Annotated in this window: 17 protein-coding genes; 14 read left to right on the top strand and 3 right to left on the bottom strand. The window is 30.0% G+C overall.

Annotation, left to right across the window (positions count from 1 at the left end; all coding sequences use genetic code 11):
* Positions 1-4: 4 nt before the first annotated feature.
* Positions 5-2,167, top strand: coding sequence for an McrB family protein (locus L8X40_RS01025; RefSeq protein WP_263667119.1), 2,163 nt, complete (start codon positions 5-7; stop codon positions 2,165-2,167).
* Positions 2,160-3,542 (top strand): McrC family protein, encoded by a 1,383-nt coding sequence (locus tag L8X40_RS01020; RefSeq protein ID WP_263667118.1) that lies wholly within the window; start codon positions 2,160-2,162, stop codon positions 3,540-3,542. Before L8X40_RS01025 ends, L8X40_RS01020 begins: the two co-directional genes overlap by 8 nt.
* On the opposite strand, the gene L8X40_RS01015 is transcribed toward L8X40_RS01020, so the two are convergent.
* Entirely contained in the window at positions 3,539-4,204 is a 666-nt protein-coding gene (locus L8X40_RS01015; RefSeq protein WP_263667117.1) for a BspA family leucine-rich repeat surface protein, read from the bottom strand. The genes L8X40_RS01020 and L8X40_RS01015 overlap by 4 nt on opposite strands.
* A 103-nt stretch (positions 4,205-4,307) precedes the next feature.
* Here L8X40_RS01015 and ribD point away from each other — a divergent pair, with 103 nt between their 5' ends.
* On the top strand, positions 4,308-5,300 hold the full coding sequence (ribD, locus tag L8X40_RS01010; protein WP_263667116.1) for a bifunctional diaminohydroxyphosphoribosylaminopyrimidine deaminase/5-amino-6-(5-phosphoribosylamino)uracil reductase RibD: 993 nt from the start codon (positions 4,308-4,310) through the stop codon (positions 5,298-5,300).
* Here the strand turns inward: ribD and sppA are convergent.
* Both sppA and L8X40_RS01000 read right to left on the bottom strand, forming a co-directional pair.
* Positions 5,297-6,190: a signal peptide peptidase SppA gene (gene sppA, locus L8X40_RS01005; RefSeq protein ID WP_263667115.1), complete on the bottom strand. Its 894-nt coding sequence runs from the start codon at positions 6,188-6,190 to the stop codon at positions 5,297-5,299. The genes ribD and sppA overlap by 4 nt on opposite strands.
* A complete protein-coding gene (locus L8X40_RS01000) occupies positions 6,178-7,401 on the bottom strand; it encodes a metal-dependent hydrolase (RefSeq protein WP_263667114.1) in 1,224 nt (407 codons plus the stop codon). Before L8X40_RS01000 ends, sppA begins: the two co-directional genes overlap by 13 nt.
* An 88-nt stretch (positions 7,402-7,489) precedes the next feature.
* Between L8X40_RS01000 and aroQ the strand changes: the two genes are divergently transcribed.
* The 11 genes from aroQ to mnmA are packed head-to-tail and all read left to right on the top strand — an operon-like array spanning position 7,490 to position 16,291.
* Positions 7,490-7,972, top strand: a complete 483-nt coding sequence (gene aroQ / locus L8X40_RS00995; protein ID WP_039625266.1) for a type II 3-dehydroquinate dehydratase — start codon at positions 7,490-7,492, stop codon at positions 7,970-7,972.
* Entirely contained in the window at positions 7,969-8,994 is a 1,026-nt protein-coding gene (locus tag L8X40_RS00990; RefSeq protein WP_263667113.1) for a M24 family metallopeptidase, read from the top strand. The genes aroQ and L8X40_RS00990 overlap by 4 nt, the downstream gene beginning before the upstream one ends.
* Position 8,995: 1 nt before the next feature.
* On the top strand, positions 8,996-9,469 hold the full coding sequence (gene folK, locus L8X40_RS00985; RefSeq protein WP_039617423.1) for a 2-amino-4-hydroxy-6-hydroxymethyldihydropteridine diphosphokinase: 474 nt from the start codon (positions 8,996-8,998) through the stop codon (positions 9,467-9,469).
* 8 nt (positions 9,470-9,477) lie between these two features.
* Positions 9,478-10,860: a flagellar biosynthesis protein FlhF gene (gene flhF, locus L8X40_RS00980; protein ID WP_039667960.1), complete on the top strand. Its 1,383-nt coding sequence runs from the start codon at positions 9,478-9,480 to the stop codon at positions 10,858-10,860.
* On the top strand, positions 10,853-11,716 hold the full coding sequence (gene flhG / locus L8X40_RS00975; RefSeq protein WP_039625269.1) for a flagella biosynthesis ATPase FlhG: 864 nt from the start codon (positions 10,853-10,855) through the stop codon (positions 11,714-11,716). Before flhF ends, flhG begins: the two co-directional genes overlap by 8 nt.
* Before the next feature lie 14 nt (positions 11,717-11,730).
* Positions 11,731-12,087 carry a hypothetical protein gene (locus tag L8X40_RS00970; RefSeq protein ID WP_087700664.1) on the top strand — a complete coding sequence of 119 codons (357 nt, stop codon included), beginning with the start codon at positions 11,731-11,733 and terminating at the stop codon, positions 12,085-12,087.
* On the top strand, positions 12,074-12,760 hold the full coding sequence (locus L8X40_RS00965; RefSeq protein ID WP_263667112.1) for an RNA polymerase sigma factor FliA: 687 nt from the start codon (positions 12,074-12,076) through the stop codon (positions 12,758-12,760). Before L8X40_RS00970 ends, L8X40_RS00965 begins: the two co-directional genes overlap by 14 nt.
* Complete coding sequence (fliM, locus tag L8X40_RS00960) at positions 12,760-13,851, top strand: flagellar motor switch protein FliM (protein WP_087700665.1); 1,092 nt, start codon at positions 12,760-12,762, stop codon at positions 13,849-13,851. Before L8X40_RS00965 ends, fliM begins: the two co-directional genes overlap by 1 nt.
* Complete coding sequence (gene fliY, locus L8X40_RS00955) at positions 13,841-14,680, top strand: flagellar motor switch protein FliY (protein WP_039617433.1); 840 nt, start codon at positions 13,841-13,843, stop codon at positions 14,678-14,680. Before fliM ends, fliY begins: the two co-directional genes overlap by 11 nt.
* Entirely contained in the window at positions 14,677-15,312 is a 636-nt protein-coding gene (locus L8X40_RS00950) for a TIGR00730 family Rossman fold protein (RefSeq protein ID WP_263667111.1), read from the top strand. Before fliY ends, L8X40_RS00950 begins: the two co-directional genes overlap by 4 nt.
* A complete protein-coding gene (gene mnmA / locus L8X40_RS00945) occupies positions 15,275-16,291 on the top strand; it encodes a tRNA 2-thiouridine(34) synthase MnmA (protein WP_263667110.1) in 1,017 nt (338 codons plus the stop codon). The genes L8X40_RS00950 and mnmA overlap by 38 nt, the downstream gene beginning before the upstream one ends.
* Positions 16,292-16,395 lie beyond the last annotated feature (104 nt).

The following is a 16,395-nucleotide window of genomic DNA, read 5'->3' as shown; positions in this document are numbered from 1 at the left end:
TAGTATGAATATTGTTGAATTTCGCTTTTCAAATGGAAATAAAACACAAGCACAAATAGAAAACTCAAACGAAAAAATTTTTAGAATATTTTTGGAAAAAAGACTAAAAAACTACAATCAATACATCAAAGCTACAAAAGATATAGTTAAAGAATGCAAAAGATTAAATATTGTCAATAGAGATGATTTTGATATATTTCAAATAAACTCTATAGAAGTTTTAACAAATTTGTTACTTGAATTAAAAAATGGACTATTGCGAGAATATGATCTTAAGAGTGGCAATCGATGTCCGCATGCTTGCATTAAATCTCATTATTTGGAATTTGTAAAATATGTTAATGCTTATAAAAATTATGTTTCAAAAGATATGGTTAAGTATTTGAAAACAAGAGGTGGCGAGAAAGAATTTAAAGTAGAAATAAAAAATCAAAAGATAGAAATTATTGCTAGTATTAATAATATTAGAAAATATTCTTCGAACAGATTTTTAGAATATAGTGTTTTAGGTAAAAATGAAGATGAGTCAAGTTATGCTAAACCATTATTTGAAGATATATTAAGTAGCTCAAATCTTAGTGCAATTAAGCAAAGTGAAAATGAAAAATTTTACAAAGAACAATATTTTGAAAATGAAAAAACACCAAGTAAAAATCAAAATCCACCTTTAAATCAAATTCTTTATGGACCTCCAGGGACAGGAAAAACTTATCATACTATAGATAAAGCTTTGGAAATCTTGGGTGAAAATTTAGCAAATAAAGATAGAGATGAGAAAAAAGCAAAATTTGATGAGTATGTAAAAAATGGGCAAATAGTTTTTACTACTTTTCATCAAAGCTATGGATATGAAGAATTTGTAGAAGGTATAAAGCCTCGTATAGATAGCAAAGAAAATTCCAAGGAAGTAGAATACGAAATAAAAGACGGAATTTTTAAAGAACTTTGTAAAAAAGCTTTGGATAATTACAAAGTATCTTTATTAACACAAGAAGAATTTGTAAAGAGTGAAGATTTAGAAAACAAAATAGAAATTTTTTTAGATGAATTAGTAGATCAACAAAAATTTATAGAAAAAACTCAAAGTGGTGGATTTAAATTAGAAGAATATAATGAAAAATATAGAATTATCACAGATGATACTAATGCAAATTTGTATTTAAATTTAGAAATTTTTAAAACGCTTTTGGAAAATAAAGATAAAATTATAAACGGAAGAAGCATTAAGCAAATTTTAAATAACAAACATAGAAGACAAATCGATAGTTATTATTTTCAGCTAGCTAAATTGTTTAAAGAACGAGAACAAGATTATAAAGTAGATAATAATCCTAGTGAAAAGCCAGAATTAAAACCTTATATAATAATCATAGATGAGATTAATCGTGGTAATGTAAGTAAGATTTTTGGTGAACTTATAACCTTGATAGAACCTAGCAAAAGAATAGATGAAAGCGAGGGATTAAAAGTTACTTTGCCTTATAGCGGTGAAAAATTTGGAGTACCTAAAAATGTTTATATCATCGGCACTATGAATACAGCTGATAGAAGTATAACTTCACTTGATACAGCTTTGCGAAGACGCTTTGAATTTGTCGAGATGATACCTAAACCTAATTTGCTTTATAATATATTTGTGTGTAAAAATGTTGAAAATCCAAATAAAGATGAAGATTATTTGGGTGATGATCGTAAAACAGAAGGCGATGCAGAAATACTTCAAAAAATCTTGATAAGTATAAACAAGAGAATTGAGTTTTTATTAGATAGAGAAAAAACAATAGGGCATGCATTTTTTATAAGTGAAGCTGTTAAATTTGATAAAAATAATTGGATCAAACCAGGTAAATATAAAGAAGATTGGTATGTTTTGAGTATTTCAAAATTAAAAAGTATTTTTCAAAATAAAATCATCCCGCTATTGCAAGAGTATTTTTACAATGATTATGCTTTAATAAAAGCAGTTTTAAATGATAATGGTATGATTTCTGAAGATAAAAAAGATGATAAATATCTTCAAAAAATAAAGAATTTATATAATGTTGATAATGAGAGAAATATTTATAGTATTGCTCCATTTAATAATGGAATTTGGGATAAAATAGAAATATATCAAGCAATTTATGATGATAAAATAGCAAATAAAACAAAAAACGAAAATGAATAACACCTTTTCTATCATCGAATATCAAGCTTTTTCTAAAGAAGATTTAAAAGAAATTTTCAAAGAAAAGACTGAAAGGTTCTATAAAGAGCTAGAAGACTTTGCAAAAAACAATGAAAGTCTTCTAGGCTTTAAAAATAAAAATACCTTAAAAGCTAAAAATTATGTCGGCATTATACAGACTAAAAGCGGTGTTTTAGAAATCTTGCCAAAATGCACAAATTTGGATAGCTATAAAGAAAAAAAAGATAAATCTTTGAAAGTTTCAAAGAGTAAGTTAAATTACGCCTATGCAATAAGTAACGACAATAAATTATATACTAATTTTAGCTATTTTCAAGAATATAAAATTGTGAAAAATATTAAAGTAAAGAAATGGTATAGTATAAAAGAGATAAATTTTAACCCCAAAAATCTTTTAATCAATATGTTAAAAACCTTAAAAAATTCTCCCTTTAAAAAGTCTCAAATTTCATCTTTACAAATTGCTAAAATGCCTTTGTTTGAAGTATTTATCGCGATGTTTTTAGATGAATTTGATAGTGTGTATAAAAAAGGTTTGATGAGATCTTATGTAAGTAGCGAAGAAAATAGAACTTTTTTAAAAGGAAAATTACTTTTTAATGAGCATATAAAATCAAATTTAATACACAAAGAAAGATTTTTCACAAGTAGCGATGAGTTTGTTTTAGACATAGCTCCAAATCGCTTGATAAAATCAACGCTAAATTTTTTAAAATCCAAAACAATCTTGAATAAATTTAAAATCATCAAAGCTATGCAAATGCTTGATGAGGTAGAGTTTTCTAAAAATTACGAAAAAGATTTTAGTTTTAAAATTTCAAGACATTTTGATTATTATGAAAATATACTTTCTTGGTGTAAGATATTTTTGCAAAATCAAAGCTTTGCTCCATATAAAGGCAAAAACGAAGCCTTTGCTTTACTTTTTCCTATGGAAAAACTTTTTGAAAACTATGTGGCTTATATGTTTAAACTTGCTAATCCTAATGAAAATATAAAAACCCAAAGCAGTGGAAAGTATCTAATCTCAAAAAATGATGAAAAGTGTTTTATGTTAAAGCCTGATTTATATATAGAAAATAAAATGATCTTAGATACCAAATGGAAAATTCCAGATGATAGTGAAGATGAGAAAAAACATGGCATATCGCAAAGCGATTTATACCAAATGTTTGCTTATGCAAATAAATACGAGATAAAGGAAATTTATCTTATTTACCCTCTATGCGAGAGAACTTTTGACTTAAGAGAGAAGTTAAAAACCAAAGATATTAAGTTTTTAGCGCAAGGTTTTTTAAAAGCTTGCGATGAACATGCAAAGCTTAAGGTGTTTTTCGCACCTTTGCCTTTTTAAAACAAGTAATCTTGATCTAGTTTCCATTTTTGCGCAATGCTTTTGTCAAGTTTATGGCAGTTTCTAAACATTTTATGCATATAATCAACTTTACTTGTATCCCAATTAGATAAGTCTTGATTAAAATTAACGCAATTTTCAAACATAAAATCCATATTTTTTACTTTAGAAATATCCCAATTCGATAAATCCTGATTAAAATTTTCACAACCTTCAAACATTGAAGCCATGTTTTTTACATTTGAAACATCCCAATATTTTAATCCTTTAAAATCACTTCTTGTAGAATTTTTAAATAATTCGCTCATATCTGTGATAAAGCGGGTATCTATATCTTTTAAATTAATTTCATCTTCAATCAACTCTTTTAACTCATCTTTTGTTTTTGGGTGATAATTTTTTAAAGATAAAATTTTCGTGTAAATATAATATAAAAATACTATACCTATAAGAATTGCTCCGATTATTAATATAGCACCAATTATAAAAGAGAAGACAAGCATAATAACATCGATATTATAGTATATTAAAAGCCCTATTCCTATGATTGCTCCAATTATGAGTGTTGGGATTAATATAAATAAAGCTAAACCTAGCCATAATTTCCAAAAAGCTAAGAGTAAAAGTATAAATATCATTATTCCTACGATAGTCCAAATCATATTATTCCTAATTAATTATATTAATTTTATTATATTGATTATTTATTGATAAGTGATTAATATATTTTGCTATATTTTTAAAAATAAAATTATAGAAGGCAATATGAATCACGAATTTTATATGAATTTAGCCATAGATGAAGCTTGGAAATATCAGCTTTTAACCTACCCAAATCCAGCCGTAGGTTGTGTGATTTTAGATAAAAATGGCAAAATTTTAAGCATAGAAGCACACAAAGAAGCAGGTAAGGCTCATGCAGAGCTTGAAGCAGTGAGTAAAGCCTTAAAAGCACTTAATCCAAATTTAGATTTACCCCAAAATGCAAACGATTTGCATGAGTTTATTTGTCAAAATCATCATGGGTTATTAAAAGGCGCTAGTGCTTATGTGAGTTTAGAACCTTGCAATCATCAGGGTAAAACCCCACCTTGTGCAAAGCTTTTTAGCACGCTTGGTTTTAGCGAAGTTTTTATCGCCACTAAAGATAAGCATAAGCTCGCAAGCGGTGGAGCAGAGTTTTTAAAAAATCAAGGCATAAAAGTTCACATGGGAATTTGCGAGCAAAGAGCCAAAGAGCTTTTAAAGCCTTTTTTAAAATGGCAAAAGTCAAGTTTTAAATTTTTTAAACTAGCCCTTTCTTTAAATGGCTCTGCTTATGGTAAAATCGTAAGCTCTAAAGCAAGTAGAACCTATGCTCATGCAATACGCTCAAAGCTTGATTTGCTTGTAGTAGGTGGAGAAACTATAAGACATGATAGGCCTATTTTAGATGCAAGGCTAGCTCAAGCTAAAGCACCAAATTTATGCATACTAAGCCGTCAAAATTTAGAAAGTTTTGATCCAAACATTCCTTTATTTAGCGTAGCTGAAAGAGAAATTTTTACAAGCATTCCTAGCAAAGCAAAGTTTATTATGTATGAGGGCGGGGAGAATTTTTTAAAAGCCTTTAAAGATGAGCTAGATATGCTTTTGATTTTTTCAAGCTCGAATTTAAATACCTTTGAAAATGTTAAATTAGATTTAAAGCTAAAGCCTTTATACAAAGGCTTTTTAGAAAATGATACTTATGGATTTTATGAGATTATTAAATCTTAGTAGATTTTTTGTGAGCTTACTTGTGTGAAAAATTGCGCTAAAGTGTTAGCAAAAAAGCTAGCACTTTGCTCTTCTAATCGTTTTAAAAACTTATCTATAGCATCTTCTTTTTGCCAGATAGGGTTTTGCACTTTGGCTAGTTTTTCTAACTCTTTTTTGGCTTGCTCGTAATTGCCTATTTTATCAATGAGTTTTAATTTTAAAGCCTCATTAGCTAAAAATACTTTCGCATCAGCCCATGAGTTTGTTTGGTTTAAGTCTAGCTTGCGATTTTTAGCGACAAATTGTGTGAAAAGTTCATAGCTTTGATTAGCTAAATTTTGTAAAAAGTCTTTTTCATCTTCGCTCCATTTACGCATGAAAGTTCCTGCTTCTTTATAGCTTCCTGCTTTGATAGTTTGCTCATTTATGCCAAGTTTTTGTGCAAGCTCACTTACTTCAAAACCTTGCATGATTACCCCAATAGATCCTACAAAGCTAGCAGGATTAGCGATGATCATATCAGCTCCTACTGCACTTAGGTAGCTTCCACTTGCTATAGTTCCACCTGCATAGACTACCACAGGCTTTTTAGCTTTAAGATCTTGTATAGCTAAAGCTATTTCCATGCTTGGTGCAAAAGCTCCACCAGGGCTATCTATAAAAAGTAAAACCCCTTTGATAACTTTATCCTCTTTGATTTTGTAAATTTGTTCTAAAAGATTACTTGCATCGCTAATTTCACCTTTAAGATTAATTTGGGCTAAGTTTGCATTAGAAAGTTTGGCATTATTCCCGCTTGGAGTAAGGATCAAAAATACGATAAACAAAAACACAAAGGTTTTAAAATAAGTGTTGATATAAGAAATGATTTTTCCAATTCCTTTAAAAAATGATTTTATAATTTGCATTCTTTCCCTTCTATAAAAAGTTTTAACACTTCTTTGCTTTGTAAGATAAATTGCAAAGGAAGTTGTTTTAAATTTACACTATTTGGTAAAGCAAAAAGACTAAAATCTGCTATTTTGCCTTTTTGAATTTGACCTAGGTTTAAATTTAAAGCTTTTGCGGCTTTGTTTGTTGCCATTAAAAGCAATATTTTAGCAAAATTTTCTAACTCAAAATCATCATGTATAAGTAAATTTGCTTTCATTTCATCAAGCATACTTAAAGAAGTGTTTGAGCTTAAGCCATCGGTTCCTAGATGGATATTAACACCATTTTTTAAAGCAGATTTTAATTTAAAAGTATTTTTACTCAAAAGTCTGTTTGAAAAAGCACAATGCGTGATCGAGTGTAAATTTTTATCTAATAAATCCCATTCTTTAAAATACACACAATGAGTAAATAAAGTCCTTTGGTCTTTAAAAAGTTCTAAAAAACTTTGTGGAGTGTAAAATGGCATAGGATTTTTGCTAAATTTAGCCAAGCTCTTTTTAAAACCACCATTTTTAAACCTTAGCCAGTTGTTTTCATGATTACTTTCAAGAAAATGTGTGCTTAGTAAATGATCATTTTCTCTAGCAAGTTTTATAGTAAATTTGGCAAGTTCTGGGTGGGTTGAGTAGGGCGCATGTACTGAAATAGCAGGGATAAATTTAGAAGTTTTAAAACGCATGCTTTTTTCATAGCGAGTTAAAAATTCTTCTTTTTTAGCTTGGATAAAATTTGCATTTGAACCTAAAATTTCATTAAAAAATACCACTCTAGCTTGTGAATTGACACAAGGGTTTAAATCACTCCCAAAGCTTGAAATTTCACCTATGGTAGCAGTGCCACTTTTTAGCATTTTATGGATATTTTGCGAGATTAATTTTTCTTTGGCTTTTTCGTTTAATTGCTCGCGGTTATTAAAAATACTATCAAGCCATTTTAAAAAGTCTCCAAATACTAAATTTCCATTATTTGCACTAAATTCTAAATGCGTGTGCGGGTTGATAAAAGCAGGTAAAAGTAAAGTATCTTTTGGAGTTGGTATAAGCTTAGCTTGTGGGTGGGATTTTTGTAAATTTTCTAAGCTATTAATTTCTAAAATATTATCATCAAAAAGAACTGCTTTGTCTTCTAAAATATTAAAATCATCATCACAAGTTAAGATGATCTTGGGTGCTATTATAAACATTTTACCTCCTTTAAAAAGGGAAATTGTAGCTAAAATTTAGCTTTAAAATGCTATAATATAGTAAATTTTACTAAATAAAGGTTAGATTATGAAAGTTATGGTGATACAAGGACCAAACATCAATATGCTTGGTGTGAGAGAAACTCATATTTATGGCAATATGAAAATGGAAGATATCCATGAGCAAATGAAACAAGCTGCAAAACAAGCTAATGTAGAGATTGAGTTTTTTCAAAGCAATTTTGAAGGTGAGTTAGTTGATAAAATTCAAGAATGCTTAGGTAGTGTAGATGGAGTGATTATTAATGCAGCTGCTTATGCACATACTTCTATAGCAATCCGCGATGCGATTGCTGCGATTAATATGCCTGTGATTGAAGTGCATATTAGTAACACTTATAGAAGAGAAGAATTTAGACAAAAAAGCATGATAGCACCAGTTTGTGCAGGTAGTGTGGTGGGTTTTGGTCCTTTTGGTTATCATATGGCTTTAATGGGGCTTTTCCAAATTTTTGATCAAATCAATGCATATAAAGCAGCTCAAGCAAAAGCACAACAAGCAAATCAATGAATTTTATCTTAAAAAACGAAAATGCACTTTTTTATGAGTGTGGCTATTCTTGCGATAATGCTTTGTTTTTGAAACTTGAAGATGAAGCATTTTTCATCACTGATGCAAGATATAGCTTTGAAGCTAGCGAAATGATAAAAAATGCTAAGGTAGTTTTAGCACAAGATCTTTTTGCTAGTGCTAGAGAGCTTTTAGAAAAAGCAGGGATTGATAGGGTGTGTTTTGACCCAAAAGACTTTAGTTATTTTGAATTTAAAGAACTTAGTAAAAGTGCAAATATCGTTTTTGAAGAAAAATTAGACTTGAGTAAAAACAAACGCATTATAAAAAATGCCAAGGAATTACAACTTTTGCAAAAGGCTGTAAATTTTGGCAAAGAATGTTTTGAAGAATTTGCTAAATTTATCAGCCAAGAAGGCTATGGAAAAAGCGAAAAAGAATTACATTTTAAAGCATGTGAAATTTTTCAAAAAAAAGGTGCTTTAGGACTTTCTTTTTCACCTATTGTAGCTATTAATGAAAATGCGGCTAAAGCACATGCTTTACCTAGTGATAAATGTTTAGAATATGGAGATTTGTTATTAGTTGATGCGGGTGTGGTTTTTCAAAGGTATTGTTCTGATCGCACAAGAACGGCTTGTTTTGATGAGAATGGTATAGTCTTTGATAAAAATAAGCCAAATTTTAAAGACAAAGAAACGGCACAAATTTATGAAGTAGTTAAGCAAGCCCAGCTTCAAGCTATTGAAAAAGCACGTGTTGGTATGATGGCAAGTGAGCTTGATTTTATCGCAAGAGAAGTGATTAAAAACGCAGGTTTTGAAAAAGAATTTATTCACAGCTTAGGACATGGAGTAGGGCTTGATATACATGAGTTGCCAAACATTAGTCCAAGAAGTGATTATGAGTTAAAAGAAGGTATGGTATTTACCATTGAACCTGGAATTTATATCAAAGATAAACTTGGTATTAGGATAGAAGATATGGTCTATCTTGATAAAGAAAAGGCAGTGGTATTATAATTTGCTGATTAAAGGGGCTAGAAGGTTAGAAAAAATTCGTTTTTTTCCTTTTTATTCAAAGGCAGATAAAAAAGGAAAATACATAGCCATTATAGGACTTGGAAGCAATATAGAAGATGAGAAAAAACGTTTTCGGAGTTTATTTAGGCTTTTAATGCAAGATAAACGCTTGCAAGTATTGCAAACATCGCCATTTTTGATTAATAAAGCTTTTGGTTTTGAAGAGCAAAAAGACTTTACTAATGCAGTGATGGTTGTTAGCACAAGTTTGCACGCAAGAGCACTTTTAAAAGTTTTGTTTTTTTATGAGTTTAAATTCAAAAGAAAAAGAACTTTTAAAAATGCTCCTAGAACGCTTGATTTGGATTTGTTGTATTTTTCAAAAAAAGCGCGTAAAGATGAGTATTGCACAGTGCCTCATGTGGGGGTAAATGATAGAATTAGTGTAACTTTGCCTTTGGGCTTGTTAAGATAAGGAAAAATATGGGACAATTGATTCATACTTTTACAGTTGAAAGCACAGATGAGATTATACCTAAGGTTAAGCAAGATTATGGCGATAAGGCTTTGATAGTAACTAATAAGCAAATTCGTCCAAAAACCATCAATCAAAAGCCTTTATACGAGGTTATAGTGGCGATTGAAGAAGCTGATTATGAAGAGCATTTAAAACAAAACAATTTACCTATGCCACCAAAGAAAAAACCAAACACAGCAAGTTTTCCTGAGGCTAAAATTCAAGCACCAAAACTTGAAGATGAAAAAAAAGAAGAAGATGTAGTGCTTGATTTTTCTTCAAAAGCTAAGCAAAAACCTATTAATCCTTATTTAAATACAAGCAAAAAAGATGATAATTTTTTAAATTTAAAAAATAAACTTTCTCAGGTTAGTTCAGAAATTAGCAAAGTTTCAAACTATCAAGATTTTTCTATGCCAAATCCAAATTATGATAAAAAAATTGAAGCCTTTGAAAAGCAAATGAATAAGCTTAATGATAAGATGAATTTGCTTGTGGATATGATGTGGGATGATAAGGCAGATTTACGTAAAGAACTAGCTATACCACCTGAGTTTGCAAGTATTTATAAGCAAGCTAAGGCAAGTGGCATGCAAGAAGCGCATTTAGAAGCCATTATGAAAGCGACTATTGAAAATATGCCAAGCACTATGAAAGCAAATCAAGAAGCAGTGCAAAGGTATTTTTACTCACTTTTGCGTAATATGCTTCCATGTCGTTTAGAAAGTGAAATTAAAAAGCAAAAAATCATGATGTTAGTAGGCCCAACAGGAGTGGGTAAAACTACCACTTTAGCTAAACTTGCTTTTCGCTATGCTTATGGAGATAGACGCTATAAAACCGGTATTATAACTCTTGATACTTATAGAATAGGTGCAGTAGAGCAACTTTTTCAATATGCTAAGATGATGAAACTTCCTATTATTGATAGTATAGAGCCAAATGATTTAGATGATGCGATTAGAAGTTTAAATACTTGTGAGGTTATTTTAGTAGATACAACCGGAAATTCACAGTATGATAAAGCAAAACTTGAAAAAACAAAAGAATTTTTATCGCATTCTAATGCGCAAATTGATGTGAATTTAGTGCTTTCAGCAAATACAAAATATGAAGATTTATTAGAAACTTATAATAATTTTTCATTTTTAAATATAGACACTTTAATCATTACTAAATTTGATGAAACAAAAGTATTTGGAAATGTGTTTTCTTTACTTTATGAAACTAGCACTCCGATGAGCTTTTTTTCCATAGGTCAAGAAGTACCTGATGATATAGAAGTGGCTAATAGTGACTTTTTAGTGCGTTGCGTGTTAGAAGGTTTTAGAAGGGATGAAAATGAGTAATCAAGCAGAAAAATTAAAAGATCTAGTAAAAAATGAAAACTCAAATGTAAAACATACTCATTTTATCGCAGTTACTAGCGGTAAAGGTGGGGTTGGAAAAAGTACTTTTAGTGCAAATTTGGGCAACATCCTAGCTAAAAATGGTTATAAAGTAGGGCTTTTTGATGCAGATATAGGGCTTGCAAATTTAGATGTGATTTTAAATGTGCGTGTGGAAAAAAACCTTTTGCATGTTTTAAAGGGTGAGTGCTCGCTAGAAGATATTTTAATAGAAGTAAAGCCAAATTTATGGCTTATCCCAGGTGAGAGTGGCGATGAAATTTTAAAATACAATGATAAAAATATTTATGAGAGATTTTTAAATCAAACAAGTATTTTAGATGATTTAGACTTTTTAATCATTGATACAGGAGCGGGTATAGGTGGTAATATAGGAAATTTCTTAGAAATGTCTGATGAGGTTATTGTCATCACTGTGCCTGATCCTGCTGCGATTACTGATGCTTATGCTACTATAAAAACCACTTCAAAAACTAAAGAGAATTTATTAATGGTGTTTAATGTTGTTAAAAATGAAAATGAGGCTTTGAGAATTTTTGATAATATTAAAAAAGTAGCAGATATCAACATTAAGCATAATTTAAATTTAGAATTTTTAGGATTTTTAGGTCAAAGTAAAGATATTAGTTCTAGTATTAAAAAAAGAACTTTATTTAGTGATGATGATACAAATGCAAGTGATGAGCTAAAAACCATAGCCTCTAAGCTTTTGTATAGATTGGAACAAAAAGTGCTTAATAATGTGGGAGATAAAAGCATTATGAGTTTTTTCAAAAAGCTTTTGGATCGTTTTTAGATTGAGGGAAAAAGATGAGACCAGAGAATTTTGTTGCTTTTTTTACTGTTTGTGGTTTTTTTATAGGATTAATGTTTACCATAGTTAATATAGAAGATGCAGTAGAGATAGTTGTATATACTTGTTTGATTACTTTTGTATTTTATGTGTTAATCCATATAGTAATTATGATCTTTGTAGATGCAAATAAAATTAGCGGTAGAAGCTTTAATAAAGAAAAATATGAAAATGAAAACAATAGTTTTATAGCAGAATTAGCTGCAAGAGAAAAGAAAATGGATTACTTGCTTGAAAAACTTCAAGAAGAGCGTGAAGACCTTAAAAAACTTGAAAGCTCTTCAAAAAGAAAAGTAAAACATGCAGCCGCATAATGCCTATGCTTCTACGCTAAAAAAAGAACAAGATGACTTAGTCATCTCTTATATGCCAGCATTAAGAGCTATGGCTTTTAGACTTAAAGAGCGTTTGCCTGCAAGTATTGATGTAAATGATTTAATTAGTATTGGCGTAGAAGAGATGATTAAACTTTCACGTCGCTATGATAAAGAACAAAATGATAATTTTTGGGGTTTTGCAAGAAAAAGAGTAAATGGAGCTATGCTTGATTATCTAAGAAGCCTTGATGTAATGAGTAGAAGCAATAGAAAAATCATCAAAGATATTGACGCTATTATAGATGAGTTTTATCAAGAAAATGAAAAAGAGCCTGATGATGAATATTTAGCACAAAGACTAAATTTAGAAGCAGAAAAGGTAAAAGAAGCAAGAGCAGCTCATGCTATATCGCTTGTTATGCCTTTGGATGAACAGCTAAATTGCTTTAACGATAGCAATATCATAGAACAAATAGAAAAAGAAGAATTAATAGAAAAAATCAACACAGTTTTAGAAGAATTCAAAGAAAGAGAAAAGCTTGTAATACAGCTTTATTATTATGAAGAATTAAATTTAAAAGAAATCGCAAAGATTTTAGAGATTAGCGAGTCAAGAATTTCACAAATTCATAAGCGTTTGCTTAAGAAGATTAGAGAAAGGCTAGTTTAATGGCTGAGATACTTTCCCAAGAAGAAATTGATGCTCTTTTAGAAGTTGTCGATGATGATAGTGATGACAGCACTGCTTCTTCAAAATTAGAAGAAATAGAAGATAAAAGAGATATAGTAGTATATGATTTTAAGCGTCCAAATAGGGTTTCTAAGGAACAGCTTCGTTCTATTAAAGGGATTCATGATAAATTAGCAAGAAATCTTGCTTCTCAAATTTCATCTATGATGAGAAGTATAGTTGAGATTAAACTACATTCAGTGGATCAAATGACTTATGGTGAGTTTTTGATGTCTTTACCTTCGCCAACAAGCTTTAACGTTTTTTCGATTAAGCCTTTAGATGGAAACTGTGTTTTAGAGATTAATCCAAGCATTGCTTTCCCTATGATAGACAGACTTTTAGGTGGTCAAGGCGAAAGTTTTGACACCTTAAGAGAGCTTACAGAAATCGAGCTTAATTTGCTTGATTCTATTTTGCGTATTATTATGCAAAGACTTAAAGAAAGTTGGATGAATGTTACTGAAATTTATCCAAGTGTAGAAGCGAAAGAATCAAGCCCAAATGTTGTGCAAATTGTTTCACAAAATGAAATTGTTATCATGGTGGTAATGGAGATTATCATCGGAAATTCAAGTGGTATGGTAAATATTTGCTATCCGGTTGTGCATTTGGAAAGTATTTTGAGTCGTTTGGCAAATCGTGATATTATGATGGGTGAAACTTCGGCTAAAAAGTCAAGAAATAAAGAACTTAAAACCTTGATCGGTCGTGCTGAGGTAATTTATGAAGCTATGCTTGGTAAGACTTTTATCAATGTGAATGAATTTTTAGATTTAAAACAAGGAGATATTTTAAAACTTGATAGAAGCGCAGATGATAAAGCTATAGTGGCTATTGATAAAAAAGAAGTATTCTTAGCTCAAGTGGGGCTTCATAGATTTAGAAAGTCGATTAAAATCTTAGAACTTATCAAAACAGATAAAGATGAGATTAAAGAAATGCTTGAAAAATATGAAGATGAAAGAAGAGCAAAAGCAAATTCGTATGATGATAATGAAGAACTAGAAGAGGAAGACGATGATCAATGATTTTTTAGGCATATTCGTCAATGAATGTGTAAGTACAATAGAAGGTTTAACAGGAAAAAGTGCTGAATTTAGTGAGTATTATGAGTATGATGTAAATTCTCAAGATTCTATGACTCCACCATTAGTTAGTGCTACTTTTAGTGTTAATAATGAAATGAAAATTAAAATCCTAGCCAGTGCAGTTTTAATGAGTGCAATTGGTGAGTGGATGATGGGAGAAGAAGAAATCTCCAAAAACAGTGAGCTAAATGAAGATGAAATGGATGCAGCCAAAGAAGCTATACAAAATATCATCTCAGCATTTTCTACAACTTTAGGCGCGCAAAAAGAAATTCCAAAAATGGAGTTTAGTCTAGAAAATTGTGAATTTGTTGCAGATAGCTTAGAACTCGGTGGTTTTCATAAACTATATTTATACAATGTAAAAATAGCTGATTTAGAAGAAAAAATTTCTTTAGTTTTTGATGAAAAAATTTATAAGATTTTAACTAAAACCGACTTAGAAGAAATCGTAGCAACAAATGAAGATCATACGCAAGATCATAAAGCCTTGGCTAATGTAGAAGAGCTAAGAAATATCGGTTTGATCATGGATGTACGCTTACCTATAAGAGTACGTATAGGTAGTAAAAAAATGCTTTTAAAAGATGTTTTAACTATGGATATAGGTTCGGTTATTGAGCTTGATCAATTAGCAAATGATCCTTTAGAAATTTTGATAGGCGATAAAAAAATCGCTTATGGAGAAGTAGTTATCGTAGATGGAAACTTTGGAGTGCAAATTACTGAGATAGGCTCTAAAAAAGAAAGATTAGAACAACTAAGATGAAAGAATATATCATTGAAGATATTACCTATCTTAAAGAATTAGAAAAAATTCAAAAAGGCATAACTTTTTTTGGTTCTGCACGCTTAAAAGAAGATAATGAGTATTGTATTTTGGCTTCAAAATTAGCTCAAAAGTTAGCAGATCTTGGTTATAGTATCATCAGTGGCGGTGGCGGTGGCATTATGCAAGCTGCAAATTACGGGGCTATGCAAAGTCAAACTTCGCACTTGAAATCTCTTGGATTTAATATACATTTACCATTTGAGCAAAAAGCAAATGATTTTTTAGAGTATAATATCACTTTTAAGAGCTTAGCCATTCGCAAAATGGCTCTTATTCAAAAGAGTTTAGCTTTTGTGATTTTCCCAGGCGGCTTTGGAACATTAGATGAATTTTTTGAAATTCTTACTCTTAAACAACTTAGTTTTAAAAAAGATGTTCCTATTATTTTAGTTGGGCAAAAATTTTGGCAACCTCTTGATGAATTTATCAAAACTTCTTTACTAGGACTTGGAACTATATCTAAAAATGATGAGTTAAAGTATAGTATAAGTGATGATTTAGATGAAATTATAAGAATGATAAAGGAAAAAGATGAAAATTCTTGTTGCAATGAGTGGGGGTGTGGATAGTACTGTAACTGCTTATAAATTAAAACAAGCAGGACATGAGATCATAGGTTGTTATATGAAGCTTCATGGAAAAGCTAATTATCATGAAGAAAATATACAAAAAGTTGAAAAAGTTGCTAAATTTTTAGACATTAAATACCATATTTTAGACTTACAAGAAGATTTTAAAAATCAAGTTTATATGCCTTTTGTTAATACCTATAAAGAAGGAAAGACGCCAAATCCTTGTGCTTTGTGTAATCGCTTTATCAAGCTTGGTAAGCTTTTGGAATTTGCTAAGAGTTTGGGTTGTGAGAAATTAGCCACAGGTCATTATGCAAGGATAGAAAATTGTTTGATTAAAACTGCGGTTGATGAGAGCAAGGATCAAAGTTATTTTTTAGCAAATGCAGATAAAGAGGCTTTGGAATATTTGATTTTCCCTCTTGGAGAGATGAAAAAAGAAGATGTGAAAAAATTTGCTTCTACAATCGATGTTTTAAAATCTTTTGCAACACAAAAGGAAAGTTCTGAAATTTGTTTTGTGGAAGATACTTATGTGCAAGTTTTAGATCAGTTTATGGATACTAAAATTCCAGGTATTGTAAGAGATAGTAGCGGTAAAGAAGTAGGAAAACACGAAGGTTATATGCATTATACCATAGGTAAAAGAAGAGGTTTTGAGGTACGTGGGGCTCATGAGCCACATTTTGTATTAAAAATTGATCCTAAGAAAAATGAAATCATAGTAGGTAAAAAAGAAGAGCTTAAGATAAGTGAATTTAATCTTGATAATATTAATTTATTTATCGATGCTAAAGAATTAGATTGTGAAGTAAAAATACGCTATAGGTCAAGATCAACCCCGTGTAAAGTTTTGATTAATGAAGATAAAAGTGCAAAAATCATCTTACAAGAGCCTGTTTATGGGCTTGCTAGCGGACAAATGGCAGTATTTTACGATAAAGATTTGGTTCTTGCAAGTGGATTTATAAAATAATGCTAAAGTTTGATGTTTTTAAATAGCAGGAGTTAAAAATTAAGTTTTGTAAAATTATTTTACTATTAAGTGGTAGCTTGAAATTAATTTCTTATTTTAATCTT

Source organism: Campylobacter sp. CNRCH_2013_0855 (assembly GCF_025773025.1).
In the GTDB taxonomy this organism is placed as follows: Bacteria; Campylobacterota; Campylobacteria; order Campylobacterales; family Campylobacteraceae; genus Campylobacter_D; species Campylobacter_D jejuni_C.
The sequence above is the reverse complement of the archived record's forward strand: the minus strand, read 5'-3'. Positions and strand labels throughout refer to the sequence as shown.

What these genes read in the sequence shown, in the direction of transcription:
- flhF (WP_039667960.1), top strand. Translation starts at nt 9,478, where the DNA reads ATGGGACAATTGATTCATACTTTTACAGTTGAAAGCACAGATGAGATT.
- L8X40_RS01015 (WP_263667117.1), bottom strand. Translation starts at nt 4,204, where the DNA reads ATGATTTGGACTATCGTAGGAATAATGATATTTATACTTTTACTCTTA.
- sppA (WP_263667115.1), bottom strand. Translation starts at nt 6,190, where the DNA reads ATGCAAATTATAAAATCATTTTTTAAAGGAATTGGAAAAATCATTTCT.
- aroQ (WP_039625266.1), top strand. Translation starts at nt 7,490, where the DNA reads ATGAAAGTTATGGTGATACAAGGACCAAACATCAATATGCTTGGTGTG.
- L8X40_RS01025 (WP_263667119.1), top strand. Translation starts at nt 5, where the DNA reads ATGAATATTGTTGAATTTCGCTTTTCAAATGGAAATAAAACACAAGCA.
- L8X40_RS01020 (WP_263667118.1), top strand. Translation starts at nt 2,160, where the DNA reads ATGAATAACACCTTTTCTATCATCGAATATCAAGCTTTTTCTAAAGAA.
- L8X40_RS00990 (WP_263667113.1), top strand. Translation starts at nt 7,969, where the DNA reads ATGAATTTTATCTTAAAAAACGAAAATGCACTTTTTTATGAGTGTGGC.
- ribD (WP_263667116.1), top strand. Translation starts at nt 4,308, where the DNA reads ATGAATCACGAATTTTATATGAATTTAGCCATAGATGAAGCTTGGAAA.
- flhG (WP_039625269.1), top strand. Translation starts at nt 10,853, where the DNA reads ATGAGTAATCAAGCAGAAAAATTAAAAGATCTAGTAAAAAATGAAAAC.
- fliM (WP_087700665.1), top strand. Translation starts at nt 12,760, where the DNA reads ATGGCTGAGATACTTTCCCAAGAAGAAATTGATGCTCTTTTAGAAGTT.
- L8X40_RS00970 (WP_087700664.1), top strand. Translation starts at nt 11,731, where the DNA reads ATGAGACCAGAGAATTTTGTTGCTTTTTTTACTGTTTGTGGTTTTTTT.
- L8X40_RS00950 (WP_263667111.1), top strand. Translation starts at nt 14,677, where the DNA reads ATGAAAGAATATATCATTGAAGATATTACCTATCTTAAAGAATTAGAA.
- L8X40_RS00965 (WP_263667112.1), top strand. Translation starts at nt 12,074, where the DNA reads ATGCAGCCGCATAATGCCTATGCTTCTACGCTAAAAAAAGAACAAGAT.
- L8X40_RS01000 (WP_263667114.1), bottom strand. Translation starts at nt 7,401, where the DNA reads ATGTTTATAATAGCACCCAAGATCATCTTAACTTGTGATGATGATTTT.
- mnmA (WP_263667110.1), top strand. Translation starts at nt 15,275, where the DNA reads ATGAAAATTCTTGTTGCAATGAGTGGGGGTGTGGATAGTACTGTAACT.
- fliY (WP_039617433.1), top strand. Translation starts at nt 13,841, where the DNA reads ATGATCAATGATTTTTTAGGCATATTCGTCAATGAATGTGTAAGTACA.